The organism is Escherichia sp. WS1450, from assembly GCF_046487395.1.
GTDB lineage: Bacteria > Pseudomonadota > Gammaproteobacteria > Enterobacterales > Enterobacteriaceae > Escherichia > Escherichia coli.
The window spans coordinates 1-21,291 of sequence record NZ_JBJQJO010000031.1; the positions used below are offsets into that span (position 1 = coordinate 1).

At 46.6% G+C, this 21,291-nt stretch carries 30 protein-coding genes and 1 pseudogene; 9 read left to right on the top strand and 22 right to left on the bottom strand.

What is annotated here, in order from left to right:
• Positions 1 to 228 precede the first annotated feature (228 nt).
• From ACJHYR_RS23955 to ACJHYR_RS23975, 5 genes are read left to right on the top strand one after another with little or no spacing between them, the layout of a single operon-like run.
• Positions 229 to 1,164 (top strand): type IV secretion system DNA-binding domain-containing protein, encoded by a 936-nt coding sequence (locus tag ACJHYR_RS23955; RefSeq protein WP_369538625.1) that lies wholly within the window; start codon positions 229 to 231, stop codon positions 1,162 to 1,164.
• Entirely contained in the window at positions 1,164 to 2,273 is a 1,110-nt protein-coding gene (locus tag ACJHYR_RS23960; RefSeq protein ID WP_046788496.1) for a hypothetical protein, read from the top strand. The genes ACJHYR_RS23955 and ACJHYR_RS23960 overlap by 1 nt, the downstream gene beginning before the upstream one ends.
• Positions 2,260 to 2,922 (top strand): DUF4400 domain-containing protein, encoded by a 663-nt coding sequence (locus tag ACJHYR_RS23965; protein ID WP_000718549.1) that lies wholly within the window; start codon positions 2,260 to 2,262, stop codon positions 2,920 to 2,922. The genes ACJHYR_RS23960 and ACJHYR_RS23965 overlap by 14 nt, the downstream gene beginning before the upstream one ends.
• A gap of 10 nt (positions 2,923 to 2,932) precedes the next feature.
• Positions 2,933 to 4,114, top strand: a complete 1,182-nt coding sequence (locus ACJHYR_RS23970) for a S49 family peptidase (RefSeq protein ID WP_000952983.1) — start codon at positions 2,933 to 2,935, stop codon at positions 4,112 to 4,114.
• Position 4,115: 1 nt separating this feature from the next.
• Positions 4,116 to 4,847, top strand: coding sequence for a nuclease-related domain-containing protein (locus ACJHYR_RS23975; protein ID WP_000338612.1), 732 nt, complete (start codon positions 4,116 to 4,118; stop codon positions 4,845 to 4,847).
• Between the two features lie 286 nt (positions 4,848 to 5,133).
• Here the strand turns inward: ACJHYR_RS23975 and ACJHYR_RS23980 are convergent, their stop codons facing one another.
• The 11 genes from ACJHYR_RS23980 to ACJHYR_RS24030 all read right to left on the bottom strand — a co-directional run bounded on the left by ACJHYR_RS23980 (position 5,134) and on the right by ACJHYR_RS24030 (position 11,551).
• Positions 5,134 to 5,487 carry a hypothetical protein gene (locus ACJHYR_RS23980; RefSeq protein WP_000210769.1) on the bottom strand — a complete coding sequence of 118 codons (354 nt, stop codon included), beginning with the start codon at positions 5,485 to 5,487 and terminating at the stop codon, positions 5,134 to 5,136.
• A 65-nt stretch (positions 5,488 to 5,552) separates the two neighbouring features.
• A complete protein-coding gene (locus ACJHYR_RS23985; RefSeq protein ID WP_410233159.1) occupies positions 5,553 to 5,837 on the bottom strand; it encodes a hypothetical protein in 285 nt (94 codons plus the stop codon).
• 356 nt (positions 5,838 to 6,193) lie between these two features.
• The gene (locus ACJHYR_RS23990; protein WP_071447784.1) at positions 6,194 to 6,496 is read right to left on the bottom strand and encodes a hypothetical protein; all 303 of its coding nucleotides are present in this window, start codon (positions 6,494 to 6,496) and stop codon (positions 6,194 to 6,196) included.
• A 432-nt stretch (positions 6,497 to 6,928) separates the two neighbouring features.
• The gene (locus tag ACJHYR_RS23995; RefSeq protein ID WP_000537761.1) at positions 6,929 to 7,297 is read right to left on the bottom strand and encodes a hypothetical protein; all 369 of its coding nucleotides are present in this window, start codon (positions 7,295 to 7,297) and stop codon (positions 6,929 to 6,931) included.
• A 164-nt stretch (positions 7,298 to 7,461) separates the two neighbouring features.
• On the bottom strand, positions 7,462 to 7,998 hold the full coding sequence (locus tag ACJHYR_RS24000; RefSeq protein ID WP_000800252.1) for a hypothetical protein: 537 nt from the start codon (positions 7,996 to 7,998) through the stop codon (positions 7,462 to 7,464).
• Positions 7,999 to 8,065: 67 nt separating this feature from the next.
• Positions 8,066 to 8,503 (bottom strand): hypothetical protein, encoded by a 438-nt coding sequence (locus ACJHYR_RS24005; RefSeq protein ID WP_000286107.1) that lies wholly within the window; start codon positions 8,501 to 8,503, stop codon positions 8,066 to 8,068.
• Between the two features lie 44 nt (positions 8,504 to 8,547).
• Entirely contained in the window at positions 8,548 to 8,844 is a 297-nt protein-coding gene (locus ACJHYR_RS24010; protein ID WP_000744346.1) for a hypothetical protein, read from the bottom strand.
• A 120-nt stretch (positions 8,845 to 8,964) separates the two neighbouring features.
• Positions 8,965 to 9,243 (bottom strand): hypothetical protein, encoded by a 279-nt coding sequence (locus ACJHYR_RS24015; protein ID WP_000953953.1) that lies wholly within the window; start codon positions 9,241 to 9,243, stop codon positions 8,965 to 8,967.
• A 184-nt stretch (positions 9,244 to 9,427) separates the two neighbouring features.
• A complete protein-coding gene (locus ACJHYR_RS24020) occupies positions 9,428 to 9,709 on the bottom strand; it encodes a hypothetical protein (protein ID WP_000710431.1) in 282 nt (93 codons plus the stop codon).
• A gap of 65 nt (positions 9,710 to 9,774) precedes the next feature.
• Positions 9,775 to 10,959, bottom strand: a complete 1,185-nt coding sequence (locus tag ACJHYR_RS24025; protein ID WP_001272970.1) for a hypothetical protein — start codon at positions 10,957 to 10,959, stop codon at positions 9,775 to 9,777.
• Positions 10,960 to 11,374: 415 nt separating this feature from the next.
• Positions 11,375 to 11,551, bottom strand: a complete 177-nt coding sequence (locus ACJHYR_RS24030; RefSeq protein ID WP_001371930.1) for a hypothetical protein — start codon at positions 11,549 to 11,551, stop codon at positions 11,375 to 11,377.
• Between the two features lie 509 nt (positions 11,552 to 12,060).
• On the opposite strand from ACJHYR_RS24030, the gene ACJHYR_RS24035 reads away from it, so the two are divergent.
• The 4 genes from ACJHYR_RS24035 to ACJHYR_RS24050 all read left to right on the top strand — a co-directional run bounded on the left by ACJHYR_RS24035 (position 12,061) and on the right by ACJHYR_RS24050 (position 14,363).
• On the top strand, positions 12,061 to 13,005 hold the full coding sequence (locus tag ACJHYR_RS24035) for a DUF5417 domain-containing protein (RefSeq protein ID WP_000778030.1): 945 nt from the start codon (positions 12,061 to 12,063) through the stop codon (positions 13,003 to 13,005).
• 96 nt (positions 13,006 to 13,101) lie between these two features.
• Positions 13,102 to 13,704 (top strand): hypothetical protein, encoded by a 603-nt coding sequence (locus ACJHYR_RS24040; protein WP_001424602.1) that lies wholly within the window; start codon positions 13,102 to 13,104, stop codon positions 13,702 to 13,704.
• 59 nt (positions 13,705 to 13,763) lie between these two features.
• The gene (locus ACJHYR_RS24045; RefSeq protein WP_000743060.1) at positions 13,764 to 14,114 is read left to right on the top strand and encodes a hypothetical protein; all 351 of its coding nucleotides are present in this window, start codon (positions 13,764 to 13,766) and stop codon (positions 14,112 to 14,114) included.
• Positions 14,115 to 14,159: 45 nt separating this feature from the next.
• Complete coding sequence (locus tag ACJHYR_RS24050) at positions 14,160 to 14,363, top strand: hypothetical protein (RefSeq protein WP_001015182.1); 204 nt, start codon at positions 14,160 to 14,162, stop codon at positions 14,361 to 14,363.
• 418 nt (positions 14,364 to 14,781) lie between these two features.
• Here ACJHYR_RS24050 and ACJHYR_RS24055 read toward each other — a convergent pair whose 3' ends face one another.
• The 11 genes and pseudogenes from ACJHYR_RS24055 to ACJHYR_RS24105 form a co-directional block, all read right to left on the bottom strand.
• Complete coding sequence (locus ACJHYR_RS24055; RefSeq protein WP_223165953.1) at positions 14,782 to 14,901, bottom strand: type I toxin-antitoxin system Hok family toxin; 120 nt, start codon at positions 14,899 to 14,901, stop codon at positions 14,782 to 14,784.
• Positions 14,849 to 14,959, bottom strand: a pseudogene (locus ACJHYR_RS24060) (DUF5431 family protein); the annotation flags it as partial. The gene ACJHYR_RS24055 and the pseudogene ACJHYR_RS24060, both read right to left, overlap by 53 nt.
• A gap of 79 nt (positions 14,960 to 15,038) precedes the next feature.
• Positions 15,039 to 16,408, bottom strand: a protein-coding gene (locus ACJHYR_RS24065) for an IS3-like element IS150 family transposase (RefSeq protein WP_087522250.1) whose coding sequence is annotated in 2 segments (ribosomal slippage) — positions 15,039 to 15,928 and positions 15,928 to 16,408 — 1,371 coding nt in all. Because the reading frame shifts where the segments join, the coding sequence is not laid out codon by codon here.
• A gap of 332 nt (positions 16,409 to 16,740) precedes the next feature.
• Positions 16,741 to 17,346, bottom strand: a complete 606-nt coding sequence (locus ACJHYR_RS24070; protein WP_000137793.1) for a hypothetical protein — start codon at positions 17,344 to 17,346, stop codon at positions 16,741 to 16,743.
• 215 nt (positions 17,347 to 17,561) lie between these two features.
• Positions 17,562 to 17,843: a hypothetical protein gene (locus tag ACJHYR_RS24075; protein ID WP_000703843.1), complete on the bottom strand. Its 282-nt coding sequence runs from the start codon at positions 17,841 to 17,843 to the stop codon at positions 17,562 to 17,564.
• A 374-nt stretch (positions 17,844 to 18,217) separates the two neighbouring features.
• Entirely contained in the window at positions 18,218 to 18,529 is a 312-nt protein-coding gene (locus tag ACJHYR_RS24080) for a hypothetical protein (protein WP_001424621.1), read from the bottom strand.
• Positions 18,530 to 18,751: 222 nt separating this feature from the next.
• The gene (locus tag ACJHYR_RS24085; protein WP_000814954.1) at positions 18,752 to 18,952 is read right to left on the bottom strand and encodes a hypothetical protein; all 201 of its coding nucleotides are present in this window, start codon (positions 18,950 to 18,952) and stop codon (positions 18,752 to 18,754) included.
• Positions 18,953 to 18,991: 39 nt separating this feature from the next.
• Complete coding sequence (locus ACJHYR_RS24090) at positions 18,992 to 19,216, bottom strand: hypothetical protein (RefSeq protein ID WP_000551490.1); 225 nt, start codon at positions 19,214 to 19,216, stop codon at positions 18,992 to 18,994.
• Between the two features lie 54 nt (positions 19,217 to 19,270).
• On the bottom strand, positions 19,271 to 19,474 hold the full coding sequence (locus tag ACJHYR_RS24095) for a hypothetical protein (RefSeq protein ID WP_000781545.1): 204 nt from the start codon (positions 19,472 to 19,474) through the stop codon (positions 19,271 to 19,273).
• A 552-nt stretch (positions 19,475 to 20,026) separates the two neighbouring features.
• Entirely contained in the window at positions 20,027 to 20,518 is a 492-nt protein-coding gene (locus tag ACJHYR_RS24100) for a DUF3085 domain-containing protein (RefSeq protein WP_001424592.1), read from the bottom strand.
• A gap of 4 nt (positions 20,519 to 20,522) precedes the next feature.
• Entirely contained in the window at positions 20,523 to 20,834 is a 312-nt protein-coding gene (locus ACJHYR_RS24105) for a DUF957 domain-containing protein (protein WP_001165367.1), read from the bottom strand.
• Positions 20,835 to 21,291 lie beyond the last annotated feature (457 nt).

Genomic DNA, 21,291 nt, shown 5'->3' on the forward strand with positions numbered 1-21,291 from the left:
ACCATACGAATCGCCCGCTGACGGACTTCGGGGGAAAAACGAGTATTTTTAGTCATCCTGTTTACCTCTTTCTCAGGGAGTTTAGTCTCCAGGATTTCCGGGGCGGTTCAGTCATGTTACGCGAGATATTATGGTTACGATGTCTGGACCGAAAAAGTTAAGTACGTCGCTAACGAAACCTTGCCGGTACGTTTCAAGCGTCTCGCTGAATGGTTTACGGCTCATTTCATGAATTACGAGGGGTCCGAACAAATAGACTGGTTAGATACTGTTTCCCAGCTTATTGATTACTCAATGTCCGACCCAGAGCATATGGCTAAAATGACCGCAGGTATTATGCCTGTTTTCGATATGCTCATTGAAAAACCTTTAAATGAGCTTTTATCTCCTAACCCGAACTCAGTATCATCAAGAGAAATTGTAACAAGCGAAGGGATGTTCAGCACTGGCGGGGTGCTATACATTTCGCTTGATGGCCTTTCAAACCCCGATACAGCAGCTGCTATTTCTCAATTAATAATGTCAGATCTGACCTCCTGTGCCGGTAGTCGCTACAACGCTCAGGATGGTGATATGTCAGCTAATTCCAGGATAAGTATTTTTGTTGATGAGGCACACTCAGCCATTAACAACCCTATGATTAACCTTCTGGCGCAGGGTCGTGCAGCGAAAATTGCACTGTTTATTTGCACCCAAACCATCTCCGACTTTATTGCTGCGGCAAGTGTTGAAACTGCCAATCGAATTACGGGGCTCTGCAACAATTATATAAGCTTGCGAGTCAACGATACTCCTACTCAGACGCTTGTTGTAGAGAACTTTGGTAAGAGTGCGATAAGCACAAATATGGTCACTTATACGACCGGTTCAGAAACATCTTTGCCGCATAATAACTTCTCAGGTTCAATCTCAGAAAGAAAGCAGACAACTTTAGAAGAGAGTATTCCAAAGGATCTCTTGGGTCAGGTCCCTATGTTTCACATAGTTGCCAGGCTTCAAGATGGCAGGAAGGTTGTAGGCCAAATCCCTATTGCTGTTGCTGAGAAACAAATGAAGCCAAACACAACTCTGTCGGAAATGCTTTTCAAGAAGGCCGGAAAAGTTACTTTGCGTCAAAATCTCGATATCAAAAATCTTAATAAATTTCTAAGGAAGTTTCATTGATGGATGAAAAAATTGTCCTGACGCGCCAGCAAATTTTAAGCTCTGCACTAAAAGTCAGCAAATGTCGCTCGCTCGTAAAAAGGCGCTTTCAGTCTTTGGGTTTAAAGTACGCAGATTCTCAGGAAGTTCGAGATCGGCTAACTAAGATAGAAAAAAACGCGTTTCATCATTTGGGAAAATTTTGTCAGAGCAACGATATCGATTCCCTATTCTCCATGGCAAATACCCTGTCTGAGCTTTTCCTTTTAAAGGGAGAGTTGATCACGACTGATCCCTTTGGGGACCGTGAAACCAGCTACTGGTCGGTACCACAAGGTTCATGCCATGAATGGATTCAATCGCTGACCACCAGCGAAGGTCCTGAACGTAAATTCGTTAGTTTCCGTATTTCTTTCGATAACAATGACGAACGGTGTGATCTTGTAAAGAAGAATGCCCGTATGCTTGGTTGTTATCTTTTGCCTTATTTCGTCGATTTGACACGCACGGTGGGCGCATTCATTAATTTGCCAGGTAGTGTCTCTTTTAAACAAGTACAGCGCATCAAACCCCAGATTCATCCAGAAACAACACATAGTCATATAGTTACTATTGAGGACTCTCCCTTTCTTTCTCGGTTAAAATTTAAAATCATTACTGCCATAGATCGGCTTCCTGACCCTAATGGCCTTTATACAAACACCTTTAACAGCATTATTGACCGTGCACTGCTGACTCATCTCAAAACCGAACAGGAAAAAATAGATAGTCCAAGAGTCTGCAAAAATGTGATTTCGGCTTTTGCCGACTCAACTCTTTCTCTGCCGGTGTTTAACATCGGCCTAAACGAGCAGTACAGATACTGGACGCCGTGGGGCATCAACTTTATAGAATTTTCCCGCCAGGCCGCAAAAGTAAGGACCGCTGTATTTGTTCCTGATGTGGGACAGATCGAGTGGAAAAGCGCAGAGCATAAAGAACTGGCGGAGTTAAGCCTCATCGACCAAATCATACCTAAACAGTACCACTGGCTCCTGGGTATCCCGACGATGTGGCGTAACAACTATTGCAATCACGATCAGAGGCTAGCTCTTTTTCGTGAATGGAGGGAAAGCAATGGCTGCGGATAATACAAGCAGAGCAGCAGTGCTCAGAACAATGCTTTTTTTTGGCATGGTCATTTATTTTGGTTACAGCCTGGCTTTCCAGAATACTGAGGAGCTCAAATATCAGATTACTCAGGAGGTTAATGCAAGCCGGTCCATCATATCAAATGACCGTTGGAAGTCTGTTATTGCAAATAGTGAAGCGACTTTAAATTGGTTGGTACATGACTATAAGTTAATTGACTATCTGAATACTATTCTGATCCCTGACACCAAAAAACCAGCCAGAGGTATTAACATTGTTGCTGAAAAATTTACCTCTATTAATTACACTATGGCCAAAAACATACCCCTCTTACTTTATCAGTCCATTTTCCGGTGGAACTTAATCCTGGGGTGGCTAATCGTTTTTCTGCCCTATCTATTTGCCATGCTAGCAGATGGAATGTACCAGTGGAAATTGAAGAGGTACGTATTTGGTAAGGTTACAGTTCAGTTTTATCGTATTTGGTTTCGAGCATTTTGGGTGATCAGTGCTTTAACGATGGTCTACTTGGTCATGCCGAATATGTCACTATTTAACAATATCGCTCAACTTTTCCCACCAGTCGCTTTATTGATACTGGGAATTGCATTGAATCGCTTGTGGTCTAACTTTCAAAAACTCATGTAAAGGTGGTCAGATGTTAAGCAGTAAAAAAAGGAAGTCCCCTACAAATATCAAAGAATCGCTCAATGATAACGCTGACCGTTTTTATAAGATGTTTCGCATTCATACCACGGCAAAAGTTGCTATGTCGCTAATTGCCATGACCGCTGTAGGGTTTTCTTTCTACAATCTTTACGAACAATGGCAGGACGCTGAAGGGAAGAAAGACCATATAGCTGTAATACGGATTTCTGGCGAGATGGGTACCGGCTCGGAAACGGGCGATGGAACAGTGATCGCAACAGCTCTTGCCAAAGCTTACAATAATCCCCATGCCAAAGCAGTTATTATCGAGGCAGAGTCAGGTGGTGGTGGTCCCTCTGACGCCATCATTATTTACCGCCAGATAAACGCGCTTAAAAACCACCAGCCACAGATTGAACGCGTATCAGATGCCGGTTGCTCTCTTTCATCTGTAGCCGCTGACAAGAGTAACAAAACCGGGAGCACAGAACGTGGCGATGAAGCACGGTCGAAGCAAAACTCCCTCGAAGTACTCTCCAGCGGTACCGGTCGTTTTTTCTCTGATATCGCAGACTCATATAAACCAATCATCGTTAGTGTGAAAGGCATATGCGCATCCGCATGCTATTACGCGGTATCGCCCGCTGATGCAATTTATGCCGACAGTAATGCCCTGATCGGTTCTATCGGTGTGCGTATGGACCACTGGAATCTGTCAGAGATCATGAGCACAGTAGGCGTCAAGAATGAGCCCCTTACGGCCGGTGAGTTCAAAGATGCTCTTGACCCCTTCCACCCATTGTCCGATTCAACGAGGGAGTTCATGCAGAAGGAGATCCTGAACACGATGCATGAAAAATTTATAACTGATGTTGAACTTGGACGGGGTAAAAAGCTTCTCTCGCGTCATGATGCCGATGCTGTTTCTCTCTATTCAGGCCGTGTATGGCCAACACCTCAGGCAGTTAAGTACGGCCTGGTGGATGGAGATCTTACGTCAGTAGAGATCCGTACACGTCTTTCAAAAATGTACTCCACTGACACGTTCAAAAACTACAATGAGCCTCATCGTAATCTCCGTTCTGCACTCGGCATGCTGATGAGCCTGTCTTCAAATATTGAGAGCCTTACCGGTACCACTACCCGCTTGGTAGAATCTGTTAATGCCACCAGCTACCCCTCTGTGAGGTAACATGGATGCTTTCAATCTGCTGTGGAGCATTACGGGGGTAGCTTTCATTATCCTTATTTTCGTCGTGTTGCTGTGTCTGTTGGGTTTTATGACCTCTGCCATAGCGGAACGGCGGACTGCAAAGGCAATTGAATCTGGGCTTCCTGAAGAAGCTCAGGGGCTACTTAGTGATCTCACCTTTCAGTTGTCGGCTCATAGCACTACTCAGGTTGATCACATTCTCGTAGCCCCACATGGTATATACGTCATAGAGCAGAAAAACTACGTAGGCAAGCTCTACGGTACTCTGGAGGAAAGCCACTGGCGGAAATGGACTCAGTCCCGAACCCTCAAGTTGCAGAACCCGTTTAAGCAAAACCAGGGGCACATCAGGGCTATTCAGTCTGCTCTTAAGGCTAGAGAACTGGAATGTATCAATGTCGTCATCATAAACGGACGTTGTAAGTTTGATGGCATCAAGCCGGAATGGTTATGTATGGGGATGGACGATTTTATCCATAAAGTCAAACAACGACGAGGGCTACGGTTGTTCACACCGGAGTCTGTTCAGCACATCTGTTCGGTGTTGAAGTCAACAAGGAAGTCGCCAGGGCTCTATACGGACCTTACTCATATTCACAACATAACGACAAAGTACAAAGCCCCGATGAAATTCGAGCAACGAGTAACATACATTCTGCTCAACTTTATCCATTATCTGTGGGCAAGTCTGTTCACTAAGCAGAAGCCTTAGCGCTCTATCATTGGTAAGGCTGTAAAATGTCTGCAAAAGGCCCCATCGGTAAATTGTTGGGGCTTTTTCTTTGCGTAGTTCTGATACGGTTTATCCTGTGGAGCATTATGGCCACCAGCCAGCTGGTGACTGGCCAACGCTTTGTATGACGTAGCCTACTCAGGGCAGGCTATTTTAGAGGGACCGATTTTTATCCGGGCTAATTTAGAAAGAGATAATTTGAACTTAGGCGGGCTGACCACCAGCAGAGAGGTAAATCACTAGCCGGTGATATTGACAGAAGTCGTCAGGGGTTTAACGCCGGAATATTTTGCCAGGCCTCCTGCAAGGTCTGCAAGACTTCTACAAGTGATAGTGACGGCCACAGGACTGTTTCCGTCATTATCACTCCAGGTGGCTCGCACTCTACTGGTACCAGAATTAAAACAACACGAGTTCCTTTTACCTGGTAGGCAAGGTTTACTGCCGGTTGGCGGTAGGAGGCCAGTACACCCTCACCATATTGAGCAGGGTTACTTGCCCAGTTCCGCACCATTGCATACACCTGAGGCATATACCGACTATCCAGATCCCCTTTGGGCCGTCTGAACGGCACGATTTCTTCTGAGCGGTAGGTGGTCGTTGTTGTATTGGTTGTCATCTTTGTCACCTCCCCTGTTCGTCCATTTAGAGTTTTAAGCTGCTTTACACATCACACTCAACTGATTATTTAAGCTGGTCATCGTCTCTGGCCAGCATAGCCCAACCATTCGACTGGTTTTCGCGGGAGTAAGGATTCATTTCAAAATAATTATCTACCGCGTCGCTGTCCGCAACAGAACTGTTGTTAGCTCTCTTTGAACCCTGAACCACTACAGCATCAACCTCTGCGGCTTTCCCGTTGCGCTGTACCAGGATTTTAACCGTCTTGGGCTTACGTCTTGCGAGCAGTTTGTTGGCGATAAAAAGCACAACAATCCAGGCCAAAAGCACGTATAAAAATTTATTCATAATGCCCTCCTTTGTATGTGATTATTATACCTGCTTCCATTGCAGGCCAAACAGGTTCGGTGTATGAAAAATAGACTTCTCTCCGGCGTATAGCAATCTACTTACTGATCTGTTTTCGTATCAAACTGTATGGCATAACCGAGGGGCGTACGTGGTGAGTCAGAAAGTTACTTTTCCGTAATAGTTAATTTCAGATCCTTCTTCCAGTTACGCTTCAGTATAAAACCGATACCCTCTAATTCAGCATCCTTCACGTTTAATACGCTTCACTTTAAGGCAGGGCTTTTCGGTTGATATGAATTCTTTTTCCGGTTGCTGGACATGGGTTTCATCCTGATAGTTAAAATTGCAGGCTATCAGTCACCACCACCACCTCCTCCTCCTCCTCCTCCACCGCCACCATCACAACCACCAGCTATGCTATTTTCACCATTACAATCACCTCCGAGGGGGTTCAAATGGCTGCTCCCCTGTAGATGGTGTCCTTGCCAGATCGAACCCGAACCAGCGCCTCCTGAGCGTCTTTGCTTGCCCTGAGGCAATTGTGCAGGCTCACCAGCACCGGCGGTCCCAAAAATGTCCCGGGCAATTTTATAAAGAAGGTAAAAAGGTACGCCCAGCATCATAAAAAAGATTCCTGAAAATATTACACGTTCCATTGATGATCTCCTGTCTTGTGAGAGACCAGTTATATCAGGGTGATTCAGTATTTCCGTTTAGAAAAGAGTACTAATTTGGCCCTGTTCGATCTTAATTTGCCATCCGGGAAAAAGTCATAGGGATAGGCCTGCCAGAGTCAATAACTTCCAGTGATCTGGAGGAGACCCCGGCTCTCTGAGCCCTCATGGATGGTACGGCTTTACCCCCTGTAAACAGATTCACGTTCCGCAGGACAAACATCGACTACTGACGTCTCATATTTGCTGACGCTAATCCGACGTCTCATTGCCGTCTGCTTGTTTTCTTTAAAGGGTGTATTAGACGAATATCAAATCGGAATGGTAGGGGATGTGTGGGCACCATGCCCGGCCCTCTTTGAGCATCTGAGAGATTGGAGACCTAGCCGGGTAAGATAGCTACTTTCTTACGGGTTACCCTTCAAATCCAAAGACGAAACGGACGCTGCCGTTCTCCACGTGGAGACGCTTTACTTCTTCGACAAATTCCTGGATCACCTCTCCGGCGTTATCGGGTGGTATGGCTGACAAAATTTCTTCCGAAGTCAGCCATGAGTATGAATGTTCACCGAATAAATCATCATCTTCGGACGGTATATCATCAGGTAATCCGCGTAATGCGTGGATAAAAACTGCTGATGTGCTCGCCCTTTCACGATCTACATCAAATCCGAGCCAGGCAAAGTGGAGATATGATCGGTCCCCTTTATAATTGCTTGATAAATTAATCCATTTACCAGGCTTTTCTTCCCTTTGAAATCGCCAGCAGATATCAACGCCCATTAAGAAACTCCATTACTATCGTTCGTATGAGATAACTATCATTTCAGAATACTATGACTTCTTCCCGTATAGAACTAATCGCTCACGCCAACTGGGCGAAGCCAACCGGTTCCGCCACTTCGCTCATTGGTTTTTAGGCGTAAGCACTGAAGCCAGTCTCCATGCTAACTGGCGAGCCTGCGAAAGTCAGACTCGTTGTTATAAAGCGGCATATCGTAAGCGGTGTCTGAAATGAACATGCGGATCTGCTCAAGCGTCATGCCACAATGAAAACGGTTTACGCTCACATTGGCCCGGGGGAAGTCAGCACAAAACGCATTCAAAACATTTTCATGGACAATGCCAATGTTGATCAACGCAGCTGGCCCGTTGTCACGGAAGGATACGACACGGAATCCCCCATACCAGCCTGAATGGGAGAAAAATGAAAATGCGCCGGATGCCAGACCATTAGACAGGTCATAGCGCAATTTCCCGCACAGAGACTGGCTGTCTTTGCTGTACACGCGATTAATGAAAATACCGGGACCAACTTCTACCGGCTGCTTGTTGCTTGCTAAACACGGAAAGCCCACCAGCGAAACCTCCCTTTCTCCTGACCAGTTTACCTGATACCCGGCAGTGAGAAAGTCCGTCAGTTCTACGCCAGAAAGAGCATTAATGGCCGCGATATCGGTAGTCAAAATATTTACGTTTTTCATATTCATCTCATCTTTATTCTAAAGTGCGTTTTTTGTCTATCAGCCCGAGGATTGAAAATTTGAATATTTAATGTGACAGATAAATACCTGTCACTTTTTCAAAAACAGCCTGTAATTGAATATCGAGAGAGTTCATTTTAAAATCCACCAGCTCAGCTTTATTATCGCAAACCAAATAAAAATAGGAGTCAAATGCGTCTGTATCTTCATCTTTAAAAATACGGAAGGAATTAATTTTATCATGCCCTTCAAATTCGGCATGAATACCATAGCGAACCGAGCCGTCATCGAACTGAACAACCCGTCGTACAGAATTAATCCGGACGTACTGTTTTAAGGCCCTCGCGAAATCGGCATTTAACGCCAACGCTCGTAAGATTGAATCAGCGGTTTCATTCTGCTTTTTACGATCGTATTCAAATATCCCACAGCCGGTGTTACGAAAGACCGGCTGAAGAGCATTAACCAGGTTGAAGGAATCCACGTTTCTGTCGTTTCTGTACATGAGATATCTCCTGCCCCTCCGCTATACGAAGGGGCTTGATAGGGTTACTGCCAGGCTGCGATCACTTCTTCGCACTGGAAATGAGATAAGCACTGCTGGAGTAGAAGAGCCAGCACCGCTGTGTTAGGGACGCGATTGTTACACCACGCGTTGAAAAGCAGCTGCCATGGACCGGCATAATACCCGGCCAGTTTCTTTTTTTGTTTAGCTGTACGGCAGCGGGAAATGGCCTGCTGATAAAGGCTTTCATTCTCATCACCAGCCCGTTTTTGCAGAGTGCGATAAATATACGAATAAAGACTGTCAGAACAGTTTGAAGCGTACGCCAGTTGTTTTTTCATAATACCTCCTGTTTAGAAGTATTATATGTAAACAGCCTCAGCGGCTAATAACCCGTAGCAATATAATTTGCATTTTTTCTATTTCTGAAGACGCTTTTTAAATTAATATTTACTGAGTTATCACAACTTATTATTCTTCCCGTCTGCTGTTTTATTAATCCCCCAGTTAGTAATCACGCCAAGTCGGCGCAATTTTTCACGTTGTTCATAAATAAAAAAATCGCCAAGGCAGTCTTTTAAAACTTCACTATCCTGATATTTTATTTTTTGAAGCATCCTCGCAACTATGGCGCGTTTCAGGAATATGGCTGCATCAGACTCAAGCATTTGTGAGGACTGTCTGACGGTCTCCTGCATGTCGACGATACTGCTGAGCTTTCGTCTGACCACGCTTAGCATAGTGTCCGGGAACCGCTTAGCGGCTGAATGTAACCCGCAACAACGTTACGCATTGTTTTACTCACTGCAATTTTCCATTTAAGTCTGTTTGTTCCACCAGCTGCTAACATCAGCGTTATTCATCCTGAGGTTTCGCCCGCGATTGACAGATCAGAGGCAGCATGGATGAAATTGCCAGAGTAGATCACTGCATACGCGAATAGTGGTTTGTATTCAGTTCTGCGTTTGCCTGCTTTTCCAGTGCTGTCATAACCCGGCGGAGCATCGCCAGAGCCTGAACAGGCGAGCTCCCAAACTGCACTTTCACTTCAGCCGTATCATGATCCTGAATCAGGTCGAGTATATTCACTTCGATCCCTGCCCCGTTTTCATCTTTTGCCGTGCACTGAATACTTACCCGGGTCACCGAATCCGTCAGGACTGGCAGTGGGTTAGTTTTGTCTACGTTGATAACAGCCTTCTTCATTGCCCTGTTTCCCCTTGTCCTGAAAAAGTTACCGACCCGTCCGGATGGAGGGGTCGGTCAGAAAATCATGACTGTCCCTTGTTCATCTTATCAGCATGCTTACGCAGGTACTCTTTCAGGTCAGCATGAGCGTTGATGATATCGTTCATTTCATCATTGGTCAGAACAAGCGTGTAAGTATCAGTACTGACAGATTCACCTTCTTTAAGCTTGGCTTCTTCAGCAATACGTTCAAAAATCGGGATCGCGGTGTCTGCAATGACGGTCACAGTCTTTTTGTTCAGAACGCTGGACATGGAAGGTGCTTTACCTGCCGGGTTCTGTTTAGGAGCGCTGTCCTTTGGAGCTGGAGCCGGTTCCTGTACCGGTGGCGTATCCAGCGTCTCCGTATTGCTTTCATCGTTCAGTTGATCCGGTACCGGGGTGTTATCGGTAGTATCATCTGCCGGTTGCTCAGCACCGATGTTTTCCGGAGTCTGCGGATCTGCCATGCGCTCTTCTACCTTGGCAGCTTTGACGAATTTCAGCGTGTTTTTCGTCGCCTTGCCATAGATGGAGATCGCTTTGTTGATGTTATCTACCGCATCCTCACCGCTGTACATATACTCGTCCAGTGCAACGTACATGCTCACCTGATCGCTCACAAGCATGGTCTGTAGTTCAGAAGGCAGGTCCAGTACGCGAACCATCTGGCGAAGATGCTGCTCTGATTTACCACGTTTTTTTGCCAGTTCCGCAAAGGTCTTAGGCTCTTCTTTATCTTCAACCAGACGCTTAATTGAAAGCGCTTCAGCTACGACAGACAGCGCCAGGTTGGAGTTGCCGGTCAGGGTGAAGAGTTCTGCTTTTGAAGCGCTACCGCGAAACTCTTCGCAGCGAATACGAGTAATGCGTTCACGCCCTTCTGCTTCCAGCTGGCGGTTTGCAATAGCGATGGAACGGATACGGCAAGCCCCCTGACGCAGTACAGGTACGCCATTAACCATCTGAACAACGATAGGCGTCACGCTGAACGGGTCTTCCATGTAGGCATCGGCCAGGCTGTTCAGGTGTTCCACAACGTGAGGCATTGAATAGTAGAGCTCGCCCATACCGGCCGTGCGGGTGTTAAAGCCTTCCTGCTCTACAACAACCGAAGGGTCAATGATAAGGCCGTTGCCTTTACGGGCACCGTTACCAGTGCGTTCCAGGTAACCACGAAGGCTGATTTCGTTGCTGTTGTTTTTTACTTCAGTTTCGATTGCGGACATTTTTGTTCTCTTTTTTGGTTGGTTGTTTAACTGCGCTACAACACAACAATACCAGGTTCGACATTTTTCCTAATAGGTTGCGGAGAAGAAAAAGTAACTTTTTTTAAAAATTTTCCTGAGGCAATACTACTCGATCCGTCCGTTTTAAATCTTCACAACAGTGGGCCGTTTTTACGTTTAAGCAAAATAACTGGTTCAGAAGGTGACTCAGAGAGAAAAGTTACTTTTCCGGTTGTCTGGGCCAGTGATGGGAGAGTGGCAGGACAGGAATGGCTAAACCGGTGCGGGTCTCTTGTAAGTCGCAGGGGATTCAGGAGATATAGAGGTAAACTGGTACGTTCAGTTTTTGGATTGAGCCGGGCTTTTGGCCCGGGCTTAAGGAAGCAGAAATTTGAACGAACTGGCAGGTAATGCTTTATGCCGCCGACAGCTGGCCGTCAGTGCTTTGCTGTTCTGGTTTGACAGTTGGGGGATAACCGGCAGTTAGCCGCTGGCATTCCGCATCACAGAAAGCCCTGAGGTTGCTGAAGACGGACTCCATGAAATCAGCATGAGCATACGAGTCTACAGGACGTGTCTTGTTATCTTTCATCTTGTTCTCCTCAATCATTATTAAAACCAGCGGATTTAGTTTCTGGCGCTCCATCTGCTGACCGGCTTTCCCAGAGAGCAGCGATGTGTCGGGTTCTTTTTCTCATTTTATCGTTTTCATCGGGCCCATCCGGGCGTATAAGAGACCGATTTGGCATGTTTAGGAAACGTACTGGCGTAATTAAAAGCTGAGGTTGGATTTGGAATAAAAGGATGCTTTTCCCGTTTGTCGGGTCTTTCGCCACCGCTGCACGATGATTCTGTCAGGCATTCTGCGCCCTCCCAGGCTGCACATCTGGAAACAAGCGTTGGGATGTTCCCTTCCCCTGCTCACCGTAGAAAGATCGGCAAGTCCCGACGGTCGTTCCGTACGAGCCGGGTCCAAATAATGAATAAATAAAACGCCGCTTCAATTGTATTGACAATAGAAGTCAGGAGGATCATAGTGTCATTCATGGTGCGGCTTTCGCACCACCGCCCCGGCGGTACCGGGCAGAACTGGAGTACCTCATGAAACTTTCCCGTCAGACGACTTCTGATACTTCTGTTGATGGCCGTTCACGCGCATATGCCTGGGGCCGTGTCCATTATTTCATTATCGAACATGCACCAATGGCTGAGCTGGTCGCTATTGACGAGCTGCTGGAAAAAGCTGGCTGGAGCAATGACGGCTGTCCGAACTATGAGAAAGATGACGAGTTTGGTAATGCTGGTTACAGCTGTGGTTACTGGATCGATATTGACAGCGTGGGAAGCTTCAAGGCTGACTACAAACGTCTTAAGGGGGAGATTAGTGCGCATATCGCCTCAAAGGCGGCAGAGGTGGAGATCCGCGTACTGGACTCGATGTCCGACAAAGAATGTAAAGATGTTGCCTCGGTGGCATCTACTGTTCGCCGTGACTTACGTACGCAGTCCGAATCGCTTCATTCACTGCGTACAATCGTAACGGTTGATCATTACAATCCCTATGTGACCACCAGCCGCCCGCTGAGCATTTCCGCCTGGACACTTATCCACGACTGTCTGAAAACAGGCACCATCAATGACGTCTGTTCACGGTTGAGTTCATTAATCCTGCACTCTGAAGCCGCGATTGCCCGTTGTAAGGGAAGCTCCGACTACTCTTCGGAACACGCTCAGCTATCGTTTTTTGCTGGTAACGACTATGTCACCAGACGCACCCTTGTTGATGCAGCTCACGAAGAGGCTCTGCGAATGAACCGCCGCTTTGATGAACGCATTGCAATGAACGCGGATTCTGATGCCAGAAGGCTCCAGTGCGAATTCAACCTTAGCAACCATGTCGTACAGCGTAGGACCGTTGAATCTGCTCATATCCAGGCACTCAATGAAGACGTCACCCGTTCACAGGCGGAACCACGCTGCCCTGGAAAGCTTCTTCTGAATATGACCAGTCATGAGGAAGTGCGGGACTCACTGAGCGCCTGTTAGTCCAGCGACACCCCCTGCGGCTCTACTACCGGGCCGCAGTCTGCTCCTGCCCAGATGGTGCCAGTGGTGTAATGAATTTGTTTAATAAGGCTAAGTATGATGAATAAAGAACAACTAATCGACAAACTGGAACGCGTGGTATGTGGTCAGTACTCCTACGAAATGCAGGAGCTTGCGTATTCGGCCCTCTGCTGCATTAAAGGCACCCCGGACGACTGCGCTAAGTTCCCTGTTACGCGTCCGCTGCCTGACACCTTAGTGGACGTATGGGACGAAATCGGGCAATACCTTGGCACAGGCAAAGCCATTGAAACTCGCAGTTGCGGCGTTTCGCTTCTGCTTCATGGACACTGCTACGATTCAAATCATGTGCTTTACTGGCGCAATGCTGGCGCACTTCCAGCAGCTTGCGATACGCCACTGGCTGGTGGGTCTCGCAAACTGTTCACCTGCTCAGCCTGTGGAGTGGACGGTCTGGATGAACCACCTGAAACCAGTTGCCACTGCTGCACAGAGGGGGCCCACTGGGTTGAGAGCAGGCTCTTCACCTCCGGGCAGGCAGACCCTGAAGAATTTAGACCCGTGGCGGTCGTGAAAGAGTGTGCAGGCTCAACGCCGGATGATCGGCTTATCTGGAGTGTGATTGAACAGCTCAACGGCGAACTGGCGGAAGGCGATAAACTATTTAAGCGACGCTGACAGATCACGGCAGCATTTATAACAGACGAACTCCAGAATAATTTAAAGCAACCATGAACATGAAAAAGCCCAAAGCTGCATTACAGAATGCCATGAAAGAAGATGTGCCAGCTGTGACACAGATTCAGATGCGATCTACGGTTTCCAGAAAGGTTCGCTATGTAAAACAGGCAAATCGAGAGGGTCTGAAATTATCTGAGTGGATGTCGCGGCATCTCGACGCTGTCTGTGATACCGCAGATGAGATTCATAAAGGCAAACGCTCAACTCCGGTTGCGCCTGGGAAGATTCCCCCAGAGGTATACCAGGTGATATACGATCAGTGCGGCGGGTTCGTGGAGTGTGATGCTAATGCCCAGGTTATCTGGGAAGCCTGCCGTAATGCCATTCTTAACGGAGACAAAGGGTAAACGGCAGGTATCGCCTGTCATTTTACCCTTGTGAGGACAATACTGATGAACCATGAGAGCCGAACTGTATACCTGAACACGGCCATTGAGGCCCTGCTGAAAGCTGAGGCGGCTCTGAACGATCTGGCATTAGCCTATGAGCTTAAACCTGATGAAAAGGCAAGCGCATGCCATCCCAGAACCGGCACACTTTCCACTGCGTCCCAGGTAAAAAAACTCCGCCGTGTCCTTGAGAAGCAGAAGGTATGAAGGGCTGCATCAGCCAGGCCCGGATATAAATACATGCTCTGCCAGGTGAGTACCACTGCCCGGTAGCCGAATGATAAGTTTTGATTTCACGGTTGCAATTTCTCCCTCTGGCATCACTGCTCCACGATGCACCCCGATCAGCTTAGCGTCTGAAAATGAAGATGCACCGGACCTGCATGAAGCGGAACGGTGCCCAGCTGAGTGTTTGTGGGCACAATGAACCGCAATTTCATGATGGGAATGAAAGATGGCTGGTGGCCCGCTGATATGAACGCTTACCCTGCATAACGTTACTAACCACAATCTTTTCACTAAAAGAAAAAAGGGTTCCTCCGCTTTAGAGGAACCCTTTCAAAAGGTGCCGATGGCATACTAATCCACACCCTGAAAAGAGGGGGGTTGCCCCCCTCTTTGTCAGCTACTTACCGGATTCGTAGGCCAGGATAGCAAATACCTCCCTTGTTCCGTCTTTCATCCGCAACTCGCAAAGCGAGTTTCGTGTGAGCCAGGTGAATATCAACAGCGTTAAACAAACTATTAATATGCACAAAACAATGGGTTGGTTCGGCATTTTCATGGCCTTCTTCTCCTTGCATTTAAGCAGGCAAGAGGCTACGCTGTGTGTGACTAGCATACAGGGGCCTCGGGTTGTACTGACCCCAGAAAGTTGGACAGTTAAACACGAGGCATATAGGTCTGATTCCGATATTCAATTGGAGTCAGACCTTTTAATTTCAGGCTAATTCTTCTGCTGTTGTAGTATTCAATATATTCCGTAACAGCATCCTTCAGCTCGCTTATATTACTGAACTCATCAAGATAAAAACACTCCGACTTTAAGGTTCCAAAGAAACACTCCACCACAGCATTATCCAGACAATTGCCTTTTCTGGACATGCTTTGTTTAATACCATGTTCTTTAAGGATATTTTGATATCTTCTCATACGATACTGCCATCCCTGGTCAGAGTGCAGAACAGGATGCTCGTGAGGATTAAGCTTTTTGAATGCCTGATCGAGCATATTCTCGACCATGTTCATCACTGGTCTTTCCGAAAGGCTGTAAGAAATAACTTCGTTGTTGAAGAGATCTATTACTGGAGACAAATACAGCTTGCGCCCATTGACTGCAAATTCAGTAACATCGGTAACCCACTTCTCGTTTGGCCGCGTAGCCTTGAAATCTCTTTGGAGAACATTGGGGGCGGTTTGCCCTACCTCTCCTCTGTAAGAGCGGTATCGCTTGACCTTAATCGCTGCCTTCAGTGAGAGGATTCCCATCAGGCGCTGAACAGCTTTATGGTTAATCTGTTTCCCTTCTCGATGAAGAGACAGCGTTACCCTACGGTATCCGTATCGGCCTCTATTCTCATGATAAATCTCACCAATACGCTTTTTAACGTCCGCATACTTGTCAGGCTTGCTGAGAGCCTTTAGATGGTAATAAAACGTACTGCGCGGTATCTCCGCAGCCCTGAGAAGCTCATCAAGAGGATAAAACTGCCTTAGCTCGTTGAGTACTTTCACTTTTTCGTGGGATGAGCTAAGGCTTTCAGCTTTTTTAGATACACAAGCCGCGTTTCAAGAAATCGAACTTGCCTTTCAAGATCCTCAATGCGTCGGTCTTTTGACAGCTCCAATGCTGATGCCGCTTTTTCTGGATCAACTGATATTGCAATGTTTCTTTTGGTGCCAATCTTGAGCGCGCGTAAACCAGCTTCTCCGCGCTCTTCATAAACCTTCAGCCACCTGGCTACAGAACCACTACCAGCAAGCATAAAGTGAGCAGCAGCCTGATTAAGGGACATGTGCTGCTCGATCACCGCTTTCACGACCTTAATACGCAACTCAGGATCAGCACTAACACCTTTAGGTTTGGGAATTAAACCTTTTTCTCCATGTTTTTCATAGAGGGCAACCCATGTCCTGACCTGGGTTCGGGGGACACCAAAACGTGCCGAGATGATCCTGTAACCATCATCAGTAGTGAAGTAGTGATTCACGACTTCAAGGCGCTTTTCAAAAGGGTATTTTGGCTTTGACATATCAGGGGCTATTCCATTTCATCGTCCAACAAAATGGGTGCAGTACAGGTTAATTGAAAAATTACTCGGGGCTTTCTGCTTTTACCACAGTCAAACAGTGTTACCGCTGGCTGGGGCAAAAGCCTCCAGCACCAGCGTCATTATATCACTCTGCCCTGATCAGCCAAACACCCTGCCTGCATAAATCATTGATTTATAATTTATTTGACATGAGTCACTTCCGGTTGTCGGAGACAGTCTTTTTACACTAAAGAAAAGGGTAACGGGCAGCTGCTTGGTCGGAACATACAGTGCAGTTCCTGCCCGTTTAATTTCCGGATGCAATGGTAGGATCAGGAGGCACTGGTTCCGTTGATTAGGGAAAGCTTATGTGCCTGAATACGGCTGTATTCGAGATGGGATGGAATATTACAGATGCGCTCCAGTCGATCATGCAGCCTCGTGTAGGTCAGTCGATGAATACCGGACATTTCATCAAGTAGCCAGCGCTTGATGTAAGGGTTACAGGAAAGCCGGGCAAGATCGTCGTCATCCACTTCGTCAAAGAACCAGTACTGCTCCATCGGGACTACCTGAAATATCCACGGCCGGGGATAGTCCCCTGTGACAACCAAAAACCATGCGAGAAAGCATAGACACAGCTCAACGATCATCAGCATCGAAAATTGCGAATAACTTAGACCAGGCACATAGGGTGAACTATCCGCAACATACCCCCTGAACAATTCCGCCACAAGGTAGCCCAATAGCGACAAGGCCAGCATCAGGGTCAGGATTAATCCCCCATTAAACGCTACCGAAGCCTTTTGAACCCGATCAGGTGCTGTCCGGCTGCGATAGTTGGTCACTACTCTTTCTACAAGTGCCCTTATGGCAGCCTGTTCTTTACTGACATCAGCTCCGGAAAAACCGGACGGGCTTTTATTTAATTCAGTCATACCCCACTCCTGTTATGTGCTCTACTGAACAAACACGTAGATCATACAGAGCTCACGGACGCACTCCTGCCAGATAAAGGAGGGAATTTGGCTGTAAGACGGTTAGCCAACAGTTCAGGTTATGCGTGGGATCCGGCCAGTCAGAAAGGATTCCGTTATTAACAGGCAAGGTTAAAGGCAGATGGACGTTGAAATTGTGGATGCTAAAAGGGGTATTACTCTTTTTCCTGCATAGCGGCTTTTTCAGCCCGGGTGGCCAGGCGAGCATTTCCGAAAGGTTCACGGACAAGCAGGGGCTTCTCCTTCTTCCAGCCCCTGATAGCCGTTTCTCCAAAACGACGTGGTGCATTGCCGTTCCAGCGAGCAATCACATGATTATCATGAATTTCTATAATGACAACGGGGTGGACAATGACCGTTGTAATGGTGGTATTTCCCATTTTGGTACGGGTTACAGACCAAACCTGCATCCCGGATTCCAGCTGGCTGATTTTCATATTATATCCTTAAGCCAACACGAACTGCGCCACAAAAATTAATGTGGCGCAATTTACCATAAACAATAAACATCAGATACCCGTGAAGAGATTTCCCTTTATTTTAAAATTCTTCTGGAGAAAAAATGATATTTCCAGAAGAAGTCAGCGAAATTCAGAAACGGCCATCACAATGGTGCTGCGCTGACGCTGGCGTTCTGCCTTGCGCTGCCTGCGGCGATAGATCTATTTTGCGCTGACGTAAGGGCAGTCCTCACGGGTATACCAGCAGCAGCCGCAAGGTTCGGGCCGGGGTTTTCCGGCAAGTCCAAATGGTTTCATCAAGTCACCTTTTTAATATTTTTAATGGCAAGATACTTCCCTAACACATTGTTTTATCGCATATAACGCTGTTGCATAAACAGATACAGATAACCCTCAGGAGAAAACATGCAAAGGTTATCAGTGATAACCGCATCCAGATACCGAGTGTCAGTCTGTAAACGTTTTATCACCAGAAAATGTGCTGCCGCAGCCTTAATGCCAGAACTACCGTTTACAACATTATGTATACCCGCTTCGAATAACGAACGAGCATGAATTACCTTTTCCCGGGCCGCTTCGATCTCCGCATTAATAACGCATTGCCGCGCCTGGATGACTGCCTCTCCGGTTAAATCGCGGAAATTCATTAGAGATGTGATCATGATTAACTCTCCAGATTATGTGGAATCATTATAACAACTGGCATCCCGCCACAAATAACCTGAGAAAAATTCTTTGAAATATTCCTATATATAAGGAATTACAGTCGGAAAAGAAACGATGAAATAGCGCCGACCGCTTAAAATCGATAAATTAAAATGGACGGCACTGGAATGAAAAACTGAAAGTAGTAAGACCGTAATTATCCTTCACGGATGTAAGCTTTATAAGAGGAGTACTGGCAAAGCTTTGCCAAGTACTTCGGCGGTTGTGTCTACGATTTTACGGATGTCATCGATCTGCGAAGGCTTATTCAACACCACCGTAAAAAGCTCTCCTTCGTTATCAGCCTGCTCGCAGTTTCCGTATCGGCTCCCGTCGTACAGCTGCACAATACGTGACATAGAAGACTTTGTTTGTTTCATGGCTTTGCACCTGCTTTTAGGCAGTTTGGTTACTGGTTATCAGAAGCTGGTTTCATGCGCTTCCGGCTGGGACACGAACTGGTATTTGACGCCGCCAGGCACACCTACTGCTTCGGCAATAGAGTCGCAAAGCCGCGATAAATCATTTAGTGTCATCGGATATTCAATATCTACAGAATATAAAGCACCTGCATTTTCAGCATCTTCGATGTTTTTATACTGGGCACTAAATATAGCAATGGTCTGAATTTCGTGGTTATGCATGAACCGGTCCTTATTAAATTATAAAAGCCACCCGAGAGTGGCCTGAGTTGAAACTTAAATCTGTGAAGTATTTTTGAGAGATTTTTTGCGATCCAGATGCCGGGCAACAATGGTTCCGATAACAAGTAGCATGATGACCGCACTGAAGAAGGTGCTGTCAGGGACGCCCTGGAAAAAATCACTGAAACTGTAAACAATAAAAATCAATGCGCAAAAATAGAAAACGATACGAACATAAGGGGTAAAAAACATTTTCATCGGTTGCCTTCCATTCAGGGAGAATTCTCAGTAATTACATCACACCTGAAGAGAAACTATTTTCGTATAAATGAGCATTTTCGACATATCAGAGGGGGGGTTTACTCATAAATGAGGTAGTAAGGGTCACACTTGAGGTGAAAGTTACTTTCCTGGCTGCGAACGAACTATCTCAAATGTTAGAGGTGTGCGTTCGCCTTGAGAGCCTCATGCCCTGAGGAGCTCAACTTGAGCCGATAGTATAAACCTGGCTCCAGATGGCTTGCTGGCTGGCATAACTCCACGAGGCCGAGCCGGAACAGGACCGGAGAGCTCCTGCACGTCACATCATCAGGATTCCCCATAAACGTACGCCGTTCTCTGGCCCGTCTGAAATTGCCAGAGATATCATAGACCGTGCCGGATGCCATCCGTCGTAACACGTAAATCTGTGCCATTGTAAGCTTCTGGGCGGAACTGCTTAAACCTGACATACCTTCCCCTCCTTATATAAAACAATCCGCCAGCAGCTCGACTGGCGGACAATGTTTGACTGGCAACAGCAAGGACATACTATTTAGTGACAAGTTTGATCTTGGTTTCACTCATTCGAAGTCGAAACTCCTGAAAACCCTGCTCTACCGCTAACTCCAGCCACTCAACGGGAATGGTATAGCTACAATCAGACCCACCCAAAGCGGCATCACAAGCGTAATCCCAGTCCTCATCCAGTTTTGGATTCATCCCCTGGGCGTAAGCCACAGTATCGCGGGATGCGGGAGAGCCCTCAAGCTCAGCATTAGTGATCAGGTATACACCATGACTGTGCGCGAGAAGCACTTTTGGCACCAGATGTGTGCTGGCAATTTTTGAGGATGAGGGAAAGAAAACCCTACCAGCTTTACGCGCCTCTTCTTCAGTCTGTCCCTCAGCGTTAAGGAGGGCTCCCCCCGGATAGCATGCCGGGTCATAGATCTGATCTGCGGTGACCGAAAACGTTTTTGCGGTGCGAATTTCTTCGATCAGTTTATTAATATCCGCCATTTCAAATACGAGAGTGGTCACAGGCTTACTCTCCCTCTTCAGTGGACAACATCAGATACTTTGTTGCCAGCAGAAGCTCTCCCACATCCTTGAGGGACAATTCAGCTTTGCCTTCTACGGCAAGCTGCAAGCGCTGTCGAATTGCATGAACAGAATCTGAAGATAAAGATGCCATTTTGCGCAAAACGGCATTAGCCTTTTCTACAGCAGGATACAGAATTTCTGAGTTGGTATTATCTTCGTCATTATCAAAGATAATTTCAGAATCCATATTGATGTTATCTTCAAGCCAGCTTGAAAGCACTTCAAGTAATGACATCACCTTTTCAATTTGCATATCGCCTCCTCTGTTAATGTGAAACAAATATAACAAAGTGGCTTACCCGGCTAATAACCTGAGCAGAAAGTTTTCGCACTTTGTTTGAAAACAACTTTTCTGCTCAGGTTAATGTTAAAGTCGCTGTGTAAAAGATAAAGGGCACTAAAGATGATTTAAGCATCAAACAGACTAAATCGGATTCCGTCTTTTATATCGCTTTTAAAATAGAATGAATGAAATATAAATTTAGCGTTTATGATTGAACGCTGTAGAGGTTGATTTATCCAGTGATATTCAGTTTGGGGCCTTAAAAAGGTTTTATTTTGGATTCGAATTACAAAGGGAGCACCGACATTTTTCTGGGGGCTCCCGCAGAGAAAAAGCGGTGAGGCTATGAAGACGAAGAGGAGGTATTCGACGAAATACTGTATGGCCACAGGAGAGCTTCAGCACCCATATCCTGCCGTCTCGCTCG